The organism is Streptosporangium canum (assembly GCF_900113865.1).
In the GTDB taxonomy this organism is placed as follows: Bacteria; Actinomycetota; Actinomycetes; order Streptosporangiales; family Streptosporangiaceae; genus Streptosporangium; species Streptosporangium canum.
In genome coordinates this window covers 125,013-141,724 of record NZ_FOQY01000013.1, presented here as the reverse complement: position 1 = coordinate 141,724, position 16,712 = coordinate 125,013, and the positions used below count along the sequence as shown (strand labels likewise).

Annotated in this window: 18 protein-coding genes; 13 read left to right on the top strand and 5 right to left on the bottom strand. The window is 70.4% G+C overall.

All coding sequences use genetic code 11. The features are described from left to right. Window positions 1-56: 56 nt before the first annotated feature. Window positions 57-1,895, bottom strand: a complete 1,839-nt coding sequence (gene acsA / locus BM085_RS20835) for an acetate--CoA ligase (protein WP_093888623.1) — start codon at window positions 1,893-1,895, stop codon at window positions 57-59. A gap of 164 nt (window positions 1,896-2,059) precedes the next feature. Here acsA and fbp point away from each other — a divergent pair, with 164 nt between their 5' ends. The 3 genes from fbp to BM085_RS20820 all read left to right on the top strand — a co-directional run bounded on the left by fbp (window position 2,060) and on the right by BM085_RS20820 (window position 3,796). After that, complete coding sequence (gene fbp / locus BM085_RS20830; protein WP_093888622.1) at window positions 2,060-3,178, top strand: fructose-1,6-bisphosphate aldolase/phosphatase; 1,119 nt, start codon at window positions 2,060-2,062, stop codon at window positions 3,176-3,178. A gap of 65 nt (window positions 3,179-3,243) precedes the next feature. Beyond that, window positions 3,244-3,501 (top strand): DUF1876 domain-containing protein, encoded by a 258-nt coding sequence (locus BM085_RS20825; RefSeq protein ID WP_093888621.1) that lies wholly within the window; start codon window positions 3,244-3,246, stop codon window positions 3,499-3,501. Window positions 3,502-3,589: 88 nt separating this feature from the next. Then, on the top strand, window positions 3,590-3,796 hold the full coding sequence (locus BM085_RS20820; protein ID WP_093888620.1) for a DUF1918 domain-containing protein: 207 nt from the start codon (window positions 3,590-3,592) through the stop codon (window positions 3,794-3,796). Window positions 3,797-3,890: 94 nt separating this feature from the next. Here the strand turns inward: BM085_RS20820 and BM085_RS20815 are convergent, their stop codons facing one another. Beyond that, the gene (locus BM085_RS20815) at window positions 3,891-4,358 is read right to left on the bottom strand and encodes a pyridoxamine 5'-phosphate oxidase family protein (RefSeq protein ID WP_245789498.1); all 468 of its coding nucleotides are present in this window, start codon (window positions 4,356-4,358) and stop codon (window positions 3,891-3,893) included. 304 nt (window positions 4,359-4,662) lie between these two features. On the opposite strand from BM085_RS20815, the gene BM085_RS20810 reads away from it, so the two are divergent. From BM085_RS20810 to BM085_RS20765, 10 genes are read left to right on the top strand one after another with little or no spacing between them, the layout of a single operon-like run. Continuing rightward, the gene (locus tag BM085_RS20810; RefSeq protein ID WP_093888618.1) at window positions 4,663-5,097 is read left to right on the top strand and encodes a hypothetical protein; all 435 of its coding nucleotides are present in this window, start codon (window positions 4,663-4,665) and stop codon (window positions 5,095-5,097) included. Next, a complete protein-coding gene (locus BM085_RS20805; protein WP_093888617.1) occupies window positions 5,094-6,005 on the top strand; it encodes a V-type ATPase subunit in 912 nt (303 codons plus the stop codon). The genes BM085_RS20810 and BM085_RS20805 overlap by 4 nt, the downstream gene beginning before the upstream one ends. 24 nt (window positions 6,006-6,029) lie before the next feature. Beyond that, window positions 6,030-7,364: a V-type ATPase 116kDa subunit family protein gene (locus tag BM085_RS20800; RefSeq protein ID WP_093888616.1), complete on the top strand. Its 1,335-nt coding sequence runs from the start codon at window positions 6,030-6,032 to the stop codon at window positions 7,362-7,364. Further along, entirely contained in the window at window positions 7,280-7,621 is a 342-nt protein-coding gene (locus BM085_RS20795) for an ATP synthase subunit C (protein ID WP_093888615.1), read from the top strand. Before BM085_RS20800 ends, BM085_RS20795 begins: the two co-directional genes overlap by 85 nt. Next, the gene (locus BM085_RS20790) at window positions 7,618-7,839 is read left to right on the top strand and encodes a V-type ATP synthase subunit F (protein ID WP_218158775.1); all 222 of its coding nucleotides are present in this window, start codon (window positions 7,618-7,620) and stop codon (window positions 7,837-7,839) included. The genes BM085_RS20795 and BM085_RS20790 overlap by 4 nt, the downstream gene beginning before the upstream one ends. Then, window positions 7,836-8,348 (top strand): V-type ATP synthase subunit E, encoded by a 513-nt coding sequence (locus BM085_RS20785; protein ID WP_093888613.1) that lies wholly within the window; start codon window positions 7,836-7,838, stop codon window positions 8,346-8,348. Before BM085_RS20790 ends, BM085_RS20785 begins: the two co-directional genes overlap by 4 nt. Next, window positions 8,336-10,012, top strand: a complete 1,677-nt coding sequence (locus BM085_RS20780) for a V-type ATP synthase subunit A (protein WP_177245189.1) — start codon at window positions 8,336-8,338, stop codon at window positions 10,010-10,012. Before BM085_RS20785 ends, BM085_RS20780 begins: the two co-directional genes overlap by 13 nt. After that, window positions 10,009-11,382 carry a V-type ATP synthase subunit B gene (locus BM085_RS20775; protein WP_093888611.1) on the top strand — a complete coding sequence of 458 codons (1,374 nt, stop codon included), beginning with the start codon at window positions 10,009-10,011 and terminating at the stop codon, window positions 11,380-11,382. Before BM085_RS20780 ends, BM085_RS20775 begins: the two co-directional genes overlap by 4 nt. Further along, window positions 11,382-12,023 (top strand): V-type ATP synthase subunit D, encoded by a 642-nt coding sequence (locus BM085_RS20770; RefSeq protein WP_093888610.1) that lies wholly within the window; start codon window positions 11,382-11,384, stop codon window positions 12,021-12,023. The genes BM085_RS20775 and BM085_RS20770 overlap by 1 nt, the downstream gene beginning before the upstream one ends. Beyond that, window positions 11,995-12,417 (top strand): universal stress protein, encoded by a 423-nt coding sequence (locus BM085_RS20765; RefSeq protein WP_093888609.1) that lies wholly within the window; start codon window positions 11,995-11,997, stop codon window positions 12,415-12,417. The genes BM085_RS20770 and BM085_RS20765 overlap by 29 nt, the downstream gene beginning before the upstream one ends. 102 nt (window positions 12,418-12,519) lie before the next feature. Here BM085_RS20765 and BM085_RS20760 read toward each other — a convergent pair whose 3' ends face one another. The 3 genes from BM085_RS20760 to ftsH all read right to left on the bottom strand — a co-directional run bounded on the left by BM085_RS20760 (window position 12,520) and on the right by ftsH (window position 16,616). Next, window positions 12,520-13,455, bottom strand: a complete 936-nt coding sequence (locus BM085_RS20760) for a ribose-phosphate diphosphokinase (protein WP_093888608.1) — start codon at window positions 13,453-13,455, stop codon at window positions 12,520-12,522. Window positions 13,456-13,721: 266 nt separating this feature from the next. Then, window positions 13,722-14,420, bottom strand: coding sequence for a phosphoribosyltransferase (locus BM085_RS20755; RefSeq protein WP_245789486.1), 699 nt, complete (start codon window positions 14,418-14,420; stop codon window positions 13,722-13,724). Window positions 14,421-14,690: 270 nt separating this feature from the next. Beyond that, window positions 14,691-16,616: an ATP-dependent zinc metalloprotease FtsH gene (gene ftsH, locus BM085_RS20750; RefSeq protein WP_093888607.1), complete on the bottom strand. Its 1,926-nt coding sequence runs from the start codon at window positions 16,614-16,616 to the stop codon at window positions 14,691-14,693. Between the last annotated feature and the right edge of the window lie 96 nt (window positions 16,617-16,712).

Genomic DNA, 16,712 nt, shown 5'->3' with positions numbered 1-16,712 from the left:
GACGCGGAGGACCGCCCTGGTTTCTCAATGGCCGACGATCTCAATGGCCGATGCTCTCAATCGTCGGTGCTCCCGGTGGCCGGCGGGCAGGAGGGGCGACGATCTCCCTGATCACCCGGTTTCCGGGCGGGACGCTCGAGGGTCGAGAGATCCCCTTCGGGAAAGCCGAGTTCGCGCGCCTTGAGGAGGCGGCGCATGACCTTGCCACTGCGGGTGTGCGGGAGGTTCTGGTCGAAGGCGATTTCCTTGGGAGCCACCGCGCCCAGGCGACGGCGGCCGAAGGCGATCAGTTCCAGCCGGAGCTTCTCGGCGGGCTCGAAGCCGGAGTTGAGTGTGACAAAGGCCTTCACCAGCTCACCCGCCACCGGATCAGGCTTGCCGATCACACCGGCTTCGGCGACGGCGGGATGCTCCATCAGCACACTTTCGACCTCAAAGGGGCCGATGAGGTGACCCGCGGACTTGATGACATCGTCCGCGCGGGCGACAAACCAGAAATATCCATCTTTGTCGTTACGGGCGATGTCGCCGGACAGGTACCAGCCTCCGGCGAACGCCTTGATGTACCTCTCCTGTTCGCCCAGGTAACCGCGGAACATCGAGGGCCAGCCGGGGCGCAGCGCGAGCTCGCCGTCGACGCCGGCCTCCTCGATCACCCGCACGTGCCCGTCGGTGACGAGGGCACGACCGTCCTCGCCGCGTTCCAGCAGCACCGCGTCGATCCCGGGTAGCGGACGGCCCATGGAGCCCGGCTTGATGTCCATCGCGGCGTAATTACTGATCATGATGGCACCGGTCTCGGTCTGCCACCAGTTGTCGTGGACCGGCAGGCCGAGCGCGCGCAGACCCCAGACCGCCACCTCGGGGTTGAGCGGCTCCCCCACACTGGCGATGAACCGCAGCCGGGACAGGTCGTATCCACCGGCGAGGGCGTCGCCAGCGCGCATGAGCATGCGCAGCGCCGTCGGGGAGGTGTACCAGACGGTCACCCCCTGCTCCTGCAGTACGCGGTACCAGCGCCGCGAATCGAACTCACCCGCGTCGGCCACGAGGACAAGCCCGAGGCTGAGGGGGGCGATGACCCCGTACGACATGCCGGTGACCCAGCCGGGATCGGCCGTACACCAGAAGACGTCCGGGGAACGCAGGTCGAGGGCATAGGCCGCGGTGAGGTGGTGAGCGACCACGGCCTCGTGCACGTGCACCGCGCCCTTCGGCCTGCCGGTGGTCCCGCTGGTGAAGTGCAGGAGCGCCATGTCCTCGGGGTCGGTGGGCGGGATGTCGAACTCCCCGCGGGCGGCGGCCGTCAACTCCGCCAGCGGGAGGGTGCCCTCGGGCGTGGGCCCGACGCCCGTGACCAGAACGTGTTTCAGACCGGGCAGGGACTCGCGGATCGCGGCGATCTTGCGTACGTAGAACTCCGGGGTGGTCACCAGCACCCGTCCGTCTCCCAGGTACAGCCGCTCACGGATCGGCTCGGGGCCGAAGGCCGAGAAGAGCGGAGACAGCACGCTGAGGTTCTTCAGCGCGCCGAGGACGGTGACGTAGAGGTCGGGAACCCGGCCGAGCAGCGTGAACACCCGCTCCCCCTTGCCCACCCCCAGTTCTCGCAGCACATTGGCGAAGCGGTTGGTGGCGACGTACAGATCGCGGTAGGTCAGCTCGGTGACCTTGTCGTCCTTGCCGACGCACCGAAGCGCCGCCTGATCGGACCGCGGGGTGCCCATGTGACGGTCCACGGCCTCGTGGGCGATGTTCAGCCCCTGGCCTCCGGGCAGGCCGTCCAGCGACCGCCGGGCCGCCTGCCAGGAGAACTCACGGCATTCACCCTCATAGTCCGCCAGGTTGGGCTGGACGGCCTGATGCCGGGTCTTGCGGATAGGCTCCCACGCCATCACGGCCTCCCCTCGACGAGGTTGCGGATGTCATTCCAGCCTGTGACCGGTCCGGCGCGCACGGCAGGTACGGAAGTCCTCCGCCCTCGGGACCTCCTGCCCTATCCGGACATAAAGCCACAAAACAGCCTGAGAAGAGCAGAGCTAACGGGGAGGCGATCATCATGCTCACTCTGAGCATCATCAAGGCCGACACCGGGGGGTTCGTCGGCCACTCCGCTGTACACCCGGACATGATGGCCGAGGCCCGCCGCGAGATCGATCGGGCGTCGGCGTCGGGACTGATCATCGACGGCCACGTCGCCAGCTGTGGCGACGACATCTCGCTCATCATGACCCACACCTACGGTGTCGACGCCGGCCTCATCCACTCCTTCGCCTGGGACACCTTCCGCAACACCACCCGCATCGCGAAGGAACTCGGCCTCTACGGCGCGGGCCAGGATCTGCTGTCGGATGCCTTCTCCGGCAATCTACGCGGCATGGGCCCCGGTTACGCCGAACTGGAGTTCGAGGAGCGCCCGTCGGAACCGGTCATCTGCTTCCTGGCCGACAAGACCGAACCGGGCGCCTGGAACCTCCCGCTGTACAAGATCTTCGCAGATCCGTTCAACACCGCCGGCCTGGTCATCGACCAGAAGATGCACGCCGGCTTCGGCTTCGAGGTCTACGACCTGTACGAGGAGAAGCGCATCGTCTTCGACTGCCCGGCCGACCTGTACGACATGCTGATGTACATCGGCGCCCCGGCCCGCTACGTGGTCCACGGCGTCCGCTCGAAGACGCTGGGCGAGACCGCGGCCGCGACCAGCACCCAACGGCTGTCCCTCATCGCCGGCAAGTACGTCGGCAAGGACGACCCGGTGATGATCGTGCGCTGCCAGTCCGGCCTGCCCGCCGTAGGCGAGGTGCTGGAGCCCTTCGCCTTCCCCTACGCGGTCGCGGGCTGCATGCGCGGCTCCCACCACGCGCCGTTCCTGCCGGTCCCGGTCGAGCAGGCACACCCCTCCCGGTTCGACGGCCCACCGCGCGTGGTCGCCCTGGGCTTCCAGATCCACGACGGCAAACTGATCGGCCCACGCGACATGTTCGCCGACCCGGCCTTCGACCGCGCACGCGAGCAGGCGAACGAGATCATGGACTACTTCCGCCGCCACGGCCCCTTCGAGCCGCACCGGCTGCCGCTGTCCGAGCTGGAGTACACCACCATGTCCACCCTCACCAAACAGCTCGCGAACCGCTGGACCCCGATGACCACCGTGATCGCGACACCCGTCGGGTGATCCGTGCAGCCGGTCGCACTCGGATGCGTCAATACGGACTCTCGTTCGATCGGAGGTTCTTTTCCATGGAAGCCAAGCAGTGGGCCGTCCAGGTTTACATCACCGAAGAAGGCAACGACACCTCCGCCCGGGCGGTCCTGTCCACCAGGGATAAAACCCACATCACCGGGGTGGGTCACGCCCGCCGCAACCCGGCCGACCAGCCGGTGCCCGAGATCGGCGACGAACTCGCGGTCGCCCGTGCGCTGACCGATCTGGCGAACAGGTTGCTCGCCGTCAGCTCGGAGGACATCGCGCAGTTCACCGGGCCCACCTCATGGTGAGGGCCCCTCACCGGCGCGACCGGCGTCGACAGGACCGGACGTCCGCGCCCGGCTGGAACCGGAAAGGGAGAAAGAGGGGAGAAAAGCCATGAAGGCACAGGTTGGGGACCGATTGATCGTTGAAAGCGCCCACCTGGGGGAATCGCGGCGCATCGGCATCATCACCGGGTTGCACCACACCGACGGTTCGCCGCCGTACGACGTACACTGGCTTGACCAGGAACACGAGGCCATGATCTTCCCGGGGCCGGACGCCCGCATCGAGCGCCGGCAAGCGGAGCCCGGAACGTCCTGACCGGAACGCCGGCGCGACCGCCGTGGAGCGCAATTCCACCATCGTGTTCCCTGCCCGGTTCATGACCAGTGTGGAGGCGCTGTCCCGCGGCCGCTCAGGTGTCACCGACCCGCTCGACGGCGACACCACCCGGATGCAGCGGCAGACGGCGGCCGGTCATCTGCCGGACCGTCAGGCGGATGAACACCGGCGCGGTCATGGCTACCCAGGGGGCGGGCAGTTCCTCCAGGCGCCGCACCTGGTCGGGGTCGGCGACGACTTCGCCGACCCCGACCAGCAGCACGCTCCAGCCCATGCGCAGCGCGGGCTCCATGTCGTCGGCCTCGAACGACAGAGGGCGGCCCCGGCGCACGGCGTCGAGTTTGCCTCCCTGCGAGGTCGTGAACACGATGCTGTCGCGGTCCACCACGAAGTTGACCGGCAGCACCACCACTTCACCATTCGGGGCCGACCATGCGACCCGGCCGATTCCGACGGTCTCCAGCAGCGCCATGCAGGTGTCACGGTCCAGAATCTCAGCCCGGCCGCCGTCCGCGGACGACGTCGTGTCCTTTGCGTGCATCGTCACGCCCTCCCCGGCAGCCCGTACCCGAAACTCGAAGACCGCTCCCCTTCACCCTCACCATAACGTCCGACCGAGCTCGTGGTCACCGTGCGGCAGGCGCTCACGTGGCCTGCCACGGCGCGGAGAGGCCGAACGTCCTTCGCCGTCACGAGACTCCCGGTTCGGCCGCGCCGAGCCGGAACCTTCCGGCGATACGCGCCACCGATGACGTTCGGCCCGACGATCAGCGACCTTTGGCCTCTTTCTGGGCATCATCCCAGGTGATGGGCTCGAACAAGGGACCGGCAGGTGGAGGTGAACGATGGTCCGGCTGAGCGACTTCCTTGAGCGATTCCGCCCCGCGGGAGTGCCGGGCGCCGCGGCGCCGGCCGGGGTTCCGGCCGACTACGCCGCCGACCGGGCCGCCGAGTTGGATCCCGTCTTCTCCGCTCTCACCGAGGTGCGGGCCGCGTGCGCGAGTGAGCGCCTTCGCGCGGAACACCGTGCGGAGGAGACACGGGAACGCGCCCGTGCTCAGGCCGCCGCCATCGTCTCAGCGGCCCGGCTGGACGCGGGGGTGGAAAGGGCGCAGGCCGTGGCCGACATTCGGCAAAGAAGCGACAAGGAGAGTTCGGCCGTCATGCGGAGCGCCGACCTGGCCGCCGACGGCATTCGCAGACGGTCTGCGGCTCGGATGCCGGAGGAGGTGGCACGGGTGGTCGCCAAGATCAGATCTCTGGCCGGTGATCCGCCGTGACCGCCGCCTGGGTCGCCGGATCGACACGGGCCAGGGCCCTGGCCCACCGGAGAGCGGGACTCGCAGCCGCCGGGCGGATCGCCGCCTGCGACTCTCTCGAGCAGGCGGTGACCCTGCTGGCCGGCACCCCCTACGGACATGACATGAGGCGCGGCCAGAGTCTGCCCGAGGCCCAGTGGGCAATCCTCGCCACCCTGCTCTGGCATCTGCGCGTTCTCGCCGGCTGGCTCCCCCGGGAAGGTGGTCAGATGGTGCGCGTGCTGGCTCGCTGGTTCGAACTCGCCAACGTGGACGAGCTCATGCACCGGCTCAGCGGCCGGCAGGACGAACCCGAATTCGCCCTCGGTTCCATGGGCACGGTGTGGCCGCGGCTACGGCGGTGCGTCTCGCTCGCCGAGATCCGGGCGACGTTGACCACTTCCCCGTGGGGCGACCCGGGCGGTGACAGCCGTCGTGAGATCCAACTGGGCATGCGTCTCGCCTGGGCCGCGCGAGTGGCCGATGCCGTCCCGTCCGCCAGATCATGGGTTCTGGGCGCGGCGGCGCTGCTGGTCGCCCGCGCACGCTACGCCGAAGGCCACGCTCTCTCCGCCGGAGCGCGGGACCGCTGCCGGATCCTCCTGGGCGCCGGCACGCTCGACGCGTCCTCGGTCACCGAGATGACCCAGCGGCTTCCCTCAGCCGCCCGGTGGGCCCTGCGGGGCGTCGAGGGCTCCCGGGAGCTGTGGGCGGGCGAAGAGCGCTGGTGGAGGCGGGTGGAAGGGGAAGGGCATGGTCTGCTGACCGGCTCGGGCTTCTCCATGGGCCCGGTAGTGGGCGCCGTGGCCGTTCTCGCGGCGGACGCGCGGCGGGTGCGCGCCGCCTTGGAGCCGGCCGCGCGAGGGAGTGGCGGCGATGGGCCCACCTGAGCGAATCCATCGGAGAAGACGGCGATGACCTGGCGTGACGCTCTCCAGCCGGTCCGCATGGAGCGGATCGCCGTCGTGGCGCGGGAAGACTCGCTGGGCACGGTGCTGAGGCTGGTCGCGGACGCGGGAGTGGTGGAGTTCTCCACTCCACCGGACGCGTCGCTGGAGGCCGTGTCGGAGACGGCCACGATCCGCGACGGCGTCGCGGCACTCGCCGGCTGGATGCCCGCCACGTCGGTCTCCGAGCTGTCGGGTCGCCTGGTAGCCGTCGGCGGCGCCGTCGTGCGGCTCCCCCGGCCTCGGGGCTCTGAGGCGCCCTCCCTGCTGCGGTCAAGAGGGCTGCGGCGTTCGCTGTCGCCACTTGTCGTCGCCTACGGAACAGTGCCCTATTCCGACATCGACCCCACGCCACTCGCCGCCGCCGCCTACATCCTGATGTTCGGCATGATGTTCGGGGACGTCGGGCACGGGCTGCTGCTGCTCGGCGCCGCGGCGGGGCTCTTCCTGCGCCGCCCGAGGTGGCTGGCGCGGTTCCGCCGGGCCTGGCCGTTCGCCGCCGGCGCGGGTCTGACGAGCATGTTCTTCGGCCTGCTCTACGGCGAGTGCTTCGGGCCCACCGGCCTCATCCCGGTACTGTGGTTGGAGCCGCTCGCCCACCCGCTTCCCCTCCTTCTCGCCGCCCTCGGCGTGGGCGCGCTGCTGCTCGGCTCCGCCTATCTGCTGGGCATCGTGAACCGGTGGCGCGAAGGTGGCTGGCCGGTCGCGCTCTACTCTCCCGCCGGGATCGCCGGTGCGGCGGTGTTCACCGGAATCGGGCTGGTGCTCGCCGGATGGTACTCCCGGCTCGCCTGGCTCACCGGAGCCGGTGGCGTGATCGCGGTCTCGGGTCTCACCCTGGCCTTCATCGGATTCCTGGCCGAGGCGGGCGGCGGCGCGAGTGGGACCGCTCAGGCCGTCATGCAGCTTTTCGACGTGGTCGTACGGCTGGGCGCGAACCTCGCGTCGTTCGCCCGGCTCGCCGCCTTCGGCCTCACCCACGCCGCCATCGGGTCCGTCGTCTGGCAGGGCACCACCGGACTGTGGCCTGCCGCCCCGATCGCCGCCGTGGCGGTATTCATCGTGGGCAACGCGCTCGCCCTGGCCGTCGAGGGGCTCGTGGTCGGCATTCAGGCTCTGCGCCTGGAGTACTACGAGCTGTTCTCCCGGGTCTTCCAGATCGAGGGACGGCCGTTCCGTCCCTGGCATCTTCCGCTCCCATCCGAGGAGGCAGTGTCATGTCCGTCTGGATCAGGCGAGGGCTGCACGCCGTCAACGCCGCCGTCGCGCTCGCCGCTCTCACCCTCCTCATCTGGGCCCTGACCTCCGGCACCGCCCAGAGTACGGCGGCGGCCCAGGAGACGACCGGCAACTGGGGTGCGCTGCTCGGGGCGGCGATCGCGGTCGCCGGCTCGGCGATCGGCGCCGGCGTCGCCGTCGCCTACACCGGGGCGGCCGCACTGGCCGCGATGAGCGAGAGACCCGAGCTGTTCGGCCGCGCCATCGTCATCGTCGGTCTGGCCGAAGGCATCGCGATCTACGGACTTGTCATCGGCATCGTCCTCATCGGACGGGCATGACGGCCATGGCGACCGTGGCCGTCATCGGCGAGGCCGTCCGGGTGACGGGATTCCAGCTGGCGGGGGCGCTCGTGTTCCCGGCTGAGGACGCCGCGGCGGCGCGTACGGCATGGCGGGCCCTCGGCCCTGACGTGGCCGTGGTGATCCTCACCCCGAAGGCGGCCATCGCCGTCGGTGAGGTGTCCGGAGGGCCGCTGACGGTGGTGATGCCTGCATGATCGCGACGCGCGACGCGCTGGCGCCGGTGGTCGACGCCCTGCTCCGGCGGGCGCGGGCGGACGCCGAGACGATCATCACCACGGCGGAGGACGAGGCTGCCGAGATGATCGCAGCCGCCCGGCGGGAGGCGCAGGCCGTACTCGCCGAAGCCCGGGCGAGCGGAACCGCGCAGGCGCGGGCATACGCGGCCGTGGAGCACGCCCGCGCCCGGCGTCGTGCTCGCCGTGTGGAACTCGCCGCCCAGCGGGAAGTCCTGGAGGAACTGCGCGGGCGGGCGGTGACGGCGGTCAGGTCGCTGCGGGACGATCCCTGCTATCCCCGGCTGCTTGAGCGCTTGGGCGAATTGGCCCGCCAGGCGGGGGGCGGGGACCTGGTCGTCAGCGAGCATTCCGACGGCGGAGTGGTCGCCGAGGGACGGGGCCGCCGCGTCGACTGCACACTCGACGCGCTGGCCGGCCGCGCCGTGGACGCGCTCGGCGGGGAGGTGGCGCGGCTGTGGGCACCGTGACGCGGGTCAACGGGCCGCTGGTCGAGGTCGAAGGTCTGGCCGGCGCGGCGATGTTCGAACTGGTGGGTCTCGGGCCGCACGGGCTGCCCGGGGAGATCGTCTCCTTGCGGGGCGACCGGGCGACGGTGCAGGCCTACGAATACACCGGCGGGCTGTCCCCGGGGCATTCCGTCGAGCATCGGGGATCTCCCCTGTCGGCCTTGCTGGGGCCGCACCTGCTGGGCGGCGTGTTCGACGGGCTGCTCCGCCCGCTCACCGGTGCGGGCATGTGGCTGGATCCGGCCACGCCCGTGCCCGCGCACAGCGCCCGCGTCTGGCGCTTCACCCCGCTGGTCGAGGAGGGGCGCGCAGCCGGGCCTGGCACGGCGATCGGGAGCGTCGAGAGCGCGGGCTCGCCGCCCTACCTGGTGCTCTCACCGGGGGGCGAGGTGTCCGCGATCCGGCCGGCGGGTATCTACTCCGCGGATGCCCAGGTCGCGGTCGTCGGTGGCGCCGAGGTGACGCTGATACGCCGCCGGCCGGTGCGGCAGGCCCTGCCGTACGTCTCTCGACTGGAGTCGGTGATCCCTTTCACCACCGGCCAGCGCGTCATCGACCTGCTGCTGCCGGTGCCCCTGGGGGGCACCGTGGCCGTGCCCGGCGGGTTCGGCACGGGTAAGACCGTCCTCCTCCAGCAGATCGCGAAGTGGTGCGAAGCCGACGTGGTCGTGTACATCGGCTGTGGGGAACGTGGAAACGAGATGGCCGACGTCGTCGCCGAACTCGGTGAGCTGACCGATCCGCGCACCGGCGGGCGGCTCGGGGAACGGACCGTGGTGATCGCCAACACCTCCAACATGCCGATGATGGCGCGGGAGGCCAGCATCTACACCGGCGTCACGGTCGCCGAGCACTTCCGCGACATGGGCTACGACGTGGTGGTCATCGCCGACTCCACTTCCCGCTGGGCGGAGGCGCGCCGGGAGTTCGCCTCCCGCAGCGGAGCGCTCCCCGCCGAGGAAGGTTATCCGGCGGATCTCGCCTCCGCCCTCGCGGCCTTCTACGAAAGAGCGGGACGGGTCACGACGCTCGGCGGCGCCACGGGATCGGTGACGATCATCGGCGCCGTCTCGCCTCCGGGCGGCGACCTGACGGAACCGGTCACCACGCAGACCGAGCGGTTCGTGCGTGCTCTGTGGGCGCTGGACCGCGATCTCGCCTACGCGCGCCACTATCCCGCCGTTTCCTGGGGCGGATCGTTCTCCCGTGACGCCGACGTCCTGATGGCCGGATCCCCGGACGCTGCTGCGCGACGGGCCCGGGTGGCCGGCCTGCTCGACGAGGCCGGCCGGCTGGCCACACTGGCCGAACTGGTCGGGGCCGCAACCCTGCCCGCACGCGAGCGTGTGGTCCTGCTCGGCGGGCGCCTGCTGCGCGAGGGCTTCCTCCGGCAGAGCTCGCTCAGCCTCCTTGACGCCTTCTGCCGGCCCGGACGCACCGCCATGCTGGCCGACGCGCTGCTGGCGGTCATCGAACGATGCCAGGACCTCGTCGATCACGGAATCCCCGTCGCTTCGATCGAGGAGCGCGACTTCTCCCCGGTCCTGCGCGCCAAAGACGCCGCCGAAGAGGAGATCATGGCGCGACGCGACACGGTGCTGGACGATCTGGAGACCCTGCGATGACGACCTGGGCTCCCGTGGAGTACACCGGCGTGGCGGAACTGCGCGGCCCGCTGATGGTGGTCCGGGGTACGCGAGGCGTCGGCTGGGATGAGTACGCGTCGATCGAGCTGGAGTCGGGTGAGCACAGGCACGGCCTCGTCCTGGAGGTCGACCGTGACCTGGCCGTCGTGCAGGTGCTCGAAGGCACCGCGGGTGTCCGGGCCAGGGGGACGCGAGTGACCTTCACCGGCAGCCCGTTGCGGATTCCGGTCGGGGCGGCCTGGCAGGGACGGGTCTGCAACGGACGCGGCCGGCCGCTGGACAGCGGCCCTCCCGTCTTCGGCATGACGGACGCGGCGGTGACCGGTCTCCCCCTCAATCCCACTCTGCGCGAACCTCCCGCCGACCCCGTACTGACCGGAGTCTCCGCGATCGACGCGCTGACCACCCTGGTCCGCGGTCAGAAGATCGCCCTGTTCTCCTCCGGCGGCCTGCCGCATCTGGAGCTGGCCGCCCAGGTGGCCGCCCAGGCCCACACCGGCGGTGCACCGTTCAGCGTGGTTTTCGCCGCCATGGGCCTGACCCACGCCGACGCGGCGAGGGTGCGCGACGCGCTGGAGGAACGTTCGTCGGCGGGTGAGCTGACACTGCTGCTCAACCTCGCCGACGACCCCGTGATCGAACGGCTGCTCACCCCCCGGCTGGCCCTGACCATCGCCGAGCATCTGGCCTTCACCATGGGACGCCACGTCCTGGCGGTGCTGGCCGATATGACGAGTTACTGCGAGGCGCTACGCGAGGTGTCCTCGGCGCGTGGCGAGATCCCCGCCCGCCGAGCCTATCCCGGCTACCTCTACAGCGACCTCGCCTCCATCTACGAGCGCTGCGGGCGGGTACGAGGGCTGCCCGGCTCGATCACCGTGCTGCCGGTGCTCAGCATGCCCGCGGGTGACATCACCCATCCTGTGCCCGATCTCACCGGCTACATCACCGAAGGACAGATCCTGCTGACCCGCGATGTCGCCAGCTATCCGCACATCGACCCGCTCGCCTCTCTTTCGCGGATGATGCGGGCCGGAGTCGGCGGTGGACGGACCCGACCCGAGCACATGGACCTGGCCACCCAGATCCTGGCCGCCCTGGCACGCGCGCGGCAGGCCGGGGAACTCGCCGAGCTGGTCGGAGAGCGCGCGCTCAGCATCACCGACCGCCGCTACCTGGCCATGGCGGAGGCCTTCGAGCTGCGGCTACTGGCCCAGCGGGGCGACGAGTCGCGCTCGCTGGAGGAGACCTTCAACCGGGCCTGGCAGGTCGTCTCCGTGCTGCCACGGCGGGAGCTGTCCATGCTCGACCCCGAAACGCTCGACGCTCACTACCGGGAGGAGCCGTGATGTCCCGGGTTCCTCCCGGTCGGGCCGGGCGGATGTGGCTGCGGCATCGTCTGACCGCCGTGCGGCACGGGCTGAGCCTGCTCGATCGCAAGATACGGATCCTGCGGCAGGAGGAGGAACGCCTCACCCTCCTGGCGGCACGCACCGGGGAGGCGTGGGAGTCGGCGTGCCGGGCCGCCGACACCTGGCTGCTGCGTGCCACGTCGGCCGGCGGTCAGCGCGCCGTCCGGCTCGCTACGGACGGCCGCCTCGCCGAGATACGCATGGACTGGATCGATGCCATGGGAACGAGCTATCCGGGCCGCCTCACCTGCCTGCTGCCTGAACCCGACGGATCAACCCCGCTGCCGGTCACCACCGCCCTCGTCCCGGCCCGGGCGGCCTACCGCGTCGCGCTGCGCGCCGGAGCGGAGCACGCGGCCGCCGAAGAGGCCGTGCGGATCATGGCAGCGGAGGCGGCGATGACAGGCCGTAGAATCCGCGCTCTCCGCGATCGCCTCCTCCCCAGCCTTGAGAAGGCGCTGGCCTCCGTGGAGCTGTCTCTCGACGAGATGGAGCGATCCGACGGCGCCCGGGTGCGCCGCGCGATCGGCTCCGGAACGGAGAACACCGATGATCACCCGAATCCTGCTCGCGGTTGACGACTCGCCGGCCGCCATGGCCGCCGCCCGCCACGCGATCGAACTCGCCGCCTGCCTGGGAGCTCGGCTCCACGTGGTGACCGTGCTCTCCGATCACCCGCTGAGTGACCTGGTCACCCGCGCGGCGTCACATCCCGGCGTCCATGAACGCCGGGATCAGGCCGCCGGAGCCCTGCTCGACCACGTGGTCCGGCTGGCCCGCGTGTCGGAGGTGGACGCGGATGCGCGCCTGCTCGAAGGCGATGTCGCGCACCGTATCCTCGCCGAAGCCCGCGCGATGCACGTCGACCTCATCGTCGTCGGCACCTCCGAGGGGCTCGACCGTTCGACGAGCGCGCACATCCTCGAATTCTCCGGGCAACCCGTCCTGATCGTTCCGCCGGAGGTTCACTGAGCCACCGCCCGCGTACTCGACCGCCGCGCGGATCACGCCGCCCTCATGACAGGTCGCGCCTGTGCTGTCGGAGACGGCGACGACGAGCGCTCCGCGGGGCCCTCAGGTGTGGGCCAGCAGGTCGTCCAGCGGCTCGTCACGGTGCAGGCGCCCGATGGCATCGGCCAGCAGCGGGGCCACTGAGCACGTATCGGGCGGCGGCGCCGGCGCGACGCTCTGCTCGACGCTGTCGGTGATCAGCAGACTCCGGATCGCGGAGCGGCTGAGCCGCGCCACCGCCGTGTCCACGAACAGTCCATGGGTCGCGACCACGGCGATCTCCGGCGTGGCGCCGTGGCCGAGCAGGACCCTCACCGCCGCCTCGATCGTGCCTCCGGTGCTGATCATGTCGTCGACCACGATCGCCGGCCGGCCGTCGACGTCACCGATCAGATCTTCGGCCACGACGCTCCTGCCGGTCAGCCGGGTCTTGGCCACCACCGCCACCGGCCGTGACAGCAACGCGGCGTAATGCTTGGCGAGCTTGACCGCGCCCAGGTCAGGGGCGACCACGACGGCGTCACCGGAGGTCCGTTCGCCGACGGCGGCGGCGAGGGCGGGTACGGCCGTCAGCATCTCCACGGGGACGGCGCACACAGCCTCCAGCGCGACCGTGTGCGGGTCCACCACGACCAGGCGCTGTGCTCCGGCCGAGGCCAGCGCGTCGGCGACGACACGAACGCCGATCGCCTCCCCGGCCTGCCCCCGACGGTCCTGACGGGCGTATCCGAAATATGGCACGACCGCGGTGATCCGCCCCGCGCCGGCTCGCCGGCATGCGTCCAGGGACAGCAGCAGTTCCATCACGTGCTCGTTCACCGGCGGCCCCGTGGGCTGAACCAGATAGACATCCGAGCCCCGCACGTCGTTCACGACGGGCCGAAGCTCCCCGTCGGGGAACCGCTCCACCACCGGCGGCACCGGCTGGGTGTACAGCGCCGCCGCGATGGCATCGGTGAGCACCGGGTTGGCCGTCCCCGTCACGATTCGCAAATTCATCACTGTCTCCCCGCATCATGGCGGGTCTCGTCCGATCGGATGCGCCTGCCCACCGGAGTCGGCGGATCATCGGCTTGCCGGGATCACGCGTGGCCCGAAATGGCCGGCGAACCAGTGCCATGCGAGAGCCGCGACAGTCTCGAGTGCTCCGGGCTCTTCGAACAGGTGGGTGGCGCCAGGGACGACCTGGAGCAGGTTCTCGCAGCGTAACCGCTTCTGCGCGGCCCGGTTGAGGTCGAGCACCACATCGTCGCGGCCTCCCACGATCAGCAGAGTCGCCGCCCGCACCGCGGAGAGCCGCGGTCCGGCCAGGTCGGGGCGTCCGCCCCGAAGGACGCGGCTCGCCGGAGCAACTCGACCACTTGCTCGTCGGTGGTCTGGGTGAAGTCGACGTACCAGGCGCCGATCGCATGGAAATAGTCGGGGGTCTGCAGGCAGACCACCTCGTCGGCGACCTCGCACAGACCCGCGACCGCGTCCGGCGCTCCCACGGGAACCGCCAGCACCACTCGTGAGGCACCACGCGCGCGAGCGACCTGGCAGGCGGCGCGAGCCGTCCCGCCGGTGGCTAGGCCGTCGTCCACCACGATCACCGTACGGCCCGCCAGGTCCATCGGGGCGCGGTCACCGCGAAAGCGACGCGCGCGACGCACGAGTTCGGCCCGCTCACGCTCCTCCACGACGGCCATCTCCGCCTGGGTGAGATCCGCGCGCCGCACGACGTCGTGATTGATCACACGCACCCCGCCCTCCCCCAGGGCGCCGAATCCGATCTCCGGCTGGAACGGCACCCCGAGCTTGCGGACCACGATCACATCCAGTGGAGTGTCAAGGGCCCGAGCCACCTCGAACGCCACTGGTACGCCACCTCTGGGCACCCCCAGGACGACCGCGCTCTCAGCACCGACGAGCCCGCGCAACCGCTCGGCCAGACGCACGCCCGCATCGTGACGATCAACGAACACTCCGCCCACCTCGTAACCGGTGACGACAAAGTCCCCTTTTCTCAACGTCGGACAGACAGCCACTCCGCTGGTAGGGCCGAAGGTCCCGATTCGAAACCCGGTGGACGGGAACTGATCGACCGGCTCCGTGGCGTTCGTACTCGCCGTCCCCGATCCGTCCGGAAGGACCGGAAGGAGAGGCCAGGGGCATACGGACCACCTCCGCACGGAAGGCGGGACGTCGTAGGCCACCGGAACGGCTGAAGCCCGGCGGTGCGGACGGCCCGATCGTCAGGCGGTGGCGTCCAGACTGGTGACCGCAGGCCGCTCGTCCCGCAGCACACTGCCGACGACCTCACCGTCGACGGTCTCCTGCTCCACCAGGATCGCCGCGAGCCGGTCGAGCGCGCCGCGGTGAGCGCGCAGCAGGTCGACCGCGCGCTTCTCCGCCCCGCCGAGAAGCCGGGCCACCTCTTCGTCGATGATCTTCTGGGTCCGCTCGGAATACGGCTTGCGCCGGAAGTCCTCGGCGTCCTCGCCCAGATACTGGGGAGCGGTCGAGGAGTAGCCGACCGGGCCGAGCGCGGGCGACAGGCCGAAGTCGCGCACCATGCGAGTGGCGATCTGCGTGGCGGCCGCCAGGTCGTTGGCGGCGCCGGTGGAGCCTTCACCGAAGACGACCAGTTCCGCGGCCCGCCCGCCGAGCCGTACGGCGAGCAGATCGGCCAGGTAGCTCTCGCTGTAGAGGTGCCGCTCGGCCTCGGGAAGCTGCTCGGTGACGCCGAGCGTCAGACCGGCGGGAAGGATGGTCACCTTCGCGACCGGATCGGCGTGCTCGCACAACGTGGCGAGCAGGGCATGCCCGGATTCGTGCACGGCCACCGCGCGGCGCTCTTGCGGGAGCAGGGCGTTGGACGTCTCCCGGCGGCCGAGCAGCACCCGGTCACGGGCCGCGTCGAGGTCATGGGCGTCGATGGTCGTGCGGCCCGCCCTGACGGCGTTGATGGCGGCCTCGTTGACGAGATTGGCCAGGTCGGCGCCGGAGAATCCCGGTGTGCCCCGAGCGATCACGCCGAGATCGACGTCCGGGGCCAGATGCTTTCCGGCGGCGTGAACGGCCAGGATCGCCGCCCGCTCGGCCTGGTTGGGCAGCGGCACGGTCACCTGCCGGTCGAAGCGGCCGGGGCGCAGCAGGGCCGGATCAAGGGTCTCCGGCCGGTTCGTCGCGGCCAGGACGACGATTCCGCTGCTCTGATCGAAGCCGTCCATCTCGGCCAGCAACTGGTTGAGCGTCTGCTCGCGTTCGTCGTTGCCGCCGGTGACCGCTCCGCCCCGGCGGCCGCCGATGGCGTCGACCTCGTCGATGAAGACGATGGAGGGCGCGCGTCTGCGCGCTTCGTCGAAGAGATCGCGGACCCGCGAGGCGCCCACGCCGACGAACATCTCCACGAACGCCGAACCGGTGACCGACAGGAACGGCACCGCTGCTTCGCCGGCCACGGCGCGGGCGATGAGCGTCTTTCCCGTCCCCGGAGGGCCCACCATGATCACGCCCCGGGGTGGCTTCGCGCCCGCCGCCGCGTACCGGTCGGGGGCCCGCAGGAAGTCCACGACCTCGCTGATCTCCTGCTTGACGCCGTCATAACCGGCGACGTCGCCGAACCGGGTCGTCGGCCGCTCCGCCTCGATGATTTTCGCTCGCGATCGGCCGAACCCCCCGATACCGCCGGCGAGGGATTGCTGCGCCTTCCGTCCGCTCCATATGAACAGGCCGATCAGCAGCGCCAACGGCAGGAAGCTGATGAGGATCGACCCCAGGGAGTCGTCGGAGCGGGTCGCGGTGATCTGAACATGGGCGGACTGAAGCTGGGCGTCCAGCCGGCTGACGTTGAGGGCTGTGGGAATCTGGGTGGTGAACCTCGTACCGTCCTTCAGGTCGCCGGACACCGCCCCCTGATCGTCGATCGTCACCGCCTTGACCTGCCCGGCATCCGCCTTCGTCACGAAGTCGCTGTAGGAGTACGGCGTGGCCGCCGATCCGGTGAACATGAGGGGTATCAGCAGCCACAACAGGAAGATCAGCATCGCCGCGGGCAGCAGCCACCTCCGCCAGCCGGGCGGCGGCGGATTCGTCGGCGGAGGCGGGGGCTCGTTCGGCGGCCCTGGCTTCGCTTTACCCGTCATATGCCGGCCGCACAGCCGAACTCGCGTGATCATCAGCCGGTCTCCCCATCGGTTTCCCTGCTCACCACCAGTTTTCAACCACACGACAGCGGTGCAGCAGGGCCAAAAGGCCCGATGACCAGGACGGAA